The organism is Streptomyces sp. NPDC093544, from assembly GCF_040683495.1.
Classification (GTDB): Bacteria; Actinomycetota; Actinomycetes; order Streptomycetales; family Streptomycetaceae; genus Streptomyces.
Window position 1 is genome coordinate 1 of record NZ_JBFBEA010000075.1, and the last position, 2,001, is coordinate 2,001.

Annotated in this window: 1 protein-coding gene; it reads left to right on the forward strand. The window is 68.5% G+C overall.

The genetic code is table 11. From position 1 onward, the window contains the following. The first annotated feature begins 108 nt into the window (after positions 1–108). Positions 109–1,944 carry an IS481 family transposase gene (locus tag AB0N66_RS42420; protein ID WP_365446361.1) on the forward strand — a complete coding sequence of 612 codons (1,836 nt, stop codon included), beginning with the start codon at positions 109–111 and terminating at the stop codon, positions 1,942–1,944. Positions 1,945–2,001: the final 57 nt, after the last annotated feature.

Below are 2,001 nucleotides of genomic sequence, written 5' to 3' on the forward strand. Positions count from 1 at the left end.
TGTCCGGTCCCGGTAGATGCTTGACACTTCGATCCCAGCTGATGGCTGACGGTGGCCGTGATCGGCTTTGCTGTGCGCGTCGTTGTGGCGCGTGTGGGGAGGCCGGGATTGGCTCTGGTGGAGTTGTCGGTTGTCGAGCAGAGATACCGGGCTGTGCTTGCGGTGCTGGCGGGGGCGACGGTGACGGAGATCGCCGCTCAGCTGGGCGTTTCGCGGCAGACGGTGAGCGGGTGGAAGTCCCGGTATGAGGCCTCGGGTCTGGCGGGTCTGGCGGACCGTTCTCGTCGGCCGGCCTCGTGTCCGCATCAGGCGTCTGCCGAGGTGGAGGCGGCTGTGTGTGAGTTGCGGCGTGAGCATCCTCGGTGGGGTCCGCGGCGGATTGCTCATGTGCTGGAGCGGTCGGGGGCGGTGGAGCCGGTGCCGTCGCGGATGACGGTGTATCGGATCTTGGTGAGGCATGGCCTGGTGGAGCCGGGGGTGCGGCGTCGGAAGCGGTCGGATTACAAGCGCTGGCAGCGGGATGCGCCGATGCAGTTGTGGCAGATGGACATCGTCGGCGGGGTGATGCTGGTCAACCCGGTCACCGGGGAGTTGTCCGAGGCGAAGGTCGTGACCGGGGTGGATGATCATTCCCGGTACTGCGTGATCGCGTCGGTGGTGGAGCGTGCGACGGGGCGGGCGGTGTGTGCGGCGTTCGCGCGGGCCTTGCAGGCGTTCGGGGTGCCGGAGGAGGTGCTGACGGACAACGGCAAGCAGTTCACCGACCGGTTCGGGCAGGGTGGTGAGGTGTTGTTCGACCGGATCTGCCGGGAGAACGGGATCGCGCACCGGCTGACGCAGCCGGCGTCGCCGACCACGACGGGCAAGGTGGAGCGGTTCCATCAGACACTGCGGCGTGAACTCCTGGACGACTGCGGTGCGTTCGAGACCATCACGGCGGCCCAGACGGCGCTGGATGCGTGGGTGCAGGAGTACAACTCCGTGAGGCCGCATCAGGCGTTGGACATGCAGTCTCCTGCCGACCGTTTCACCCCGGTTGCTGAGCAGGAGCGGGGTGTGCTGGGTGTGCGGGTGCCTGGCGTGCTCGCGCTGGTGCCGCAGCAGCGGACGGCTCCTGTGATGCCGGATCCAGTCGAGGTGGCGCTTGCTCCGGCCGGTTCGTCCGAGGCGTTCTCGGCAGCGGATCCGCCTGAGGCGGTGCCGGTGGAGCACGGCGGACCGGTGGAGTTCGAGCGGGTGGTGCCTGCGAGTGGGAATCTGCAGGTCGCGGGCAAGCAGTTCTGGCTCGGTCCGGCCCGCTCGGGGCTGACGGTGACGTTCTGGGCCGATACCTCGGTGATCCATCTGCTGGTTGCCAGGGCGCGGATCAAGACGGTGCGTTCGCACCTGTCCGTCTCTGATCTTGTGGTGCTGGCGGCCCGGGGAGGACGTGCGGCCGGACCGTCTCCGCTGCCGGCCGGTGATGCGGCGGCGTTCGAGGTGGACCGGGTGGTGAACAACGGCGGGCTGGTGGGCCTGGGCGGGCATCAGGTGCTGGCGGCGGAGATCCTGGGCGGCCGCCAGGTGGGCATCCGGATCGACGACGACACGCTGTCGTTCTTCGACCTGTCCTCGCGGGAGCTGCTGCGGGTGCGGCCCAACCCGCTGAACAGTGAGGAAGTCCGTCGGCTGCGGGGACTGCGTCCGGCCGGGCCACCGCCGCGTCCGGGCGTCGAGCCGATGCGGGTGCAGCGGCGGGTCAGCGCGGCCGGCACGGTCATGGTCTGTCGGCAGGTCGTCTCGCTCGGGCGGACGTACGCGGGCCAGACCGTGACCGTGTATGTCGCGGAGTCAACCCTGACCGTCGAACTGGACGACCAGGTCCGGGTCATCCAGCGCACCACCGACATTCCCGTCCGGCACGTGAAGGCGAACAAACCCTACGAAGTGTCCGATGTTGTCTAGGCCCACCGTCAAGCATCACCTGGGACCAGAACGTCAGCCATCACCTGGGACTAGACA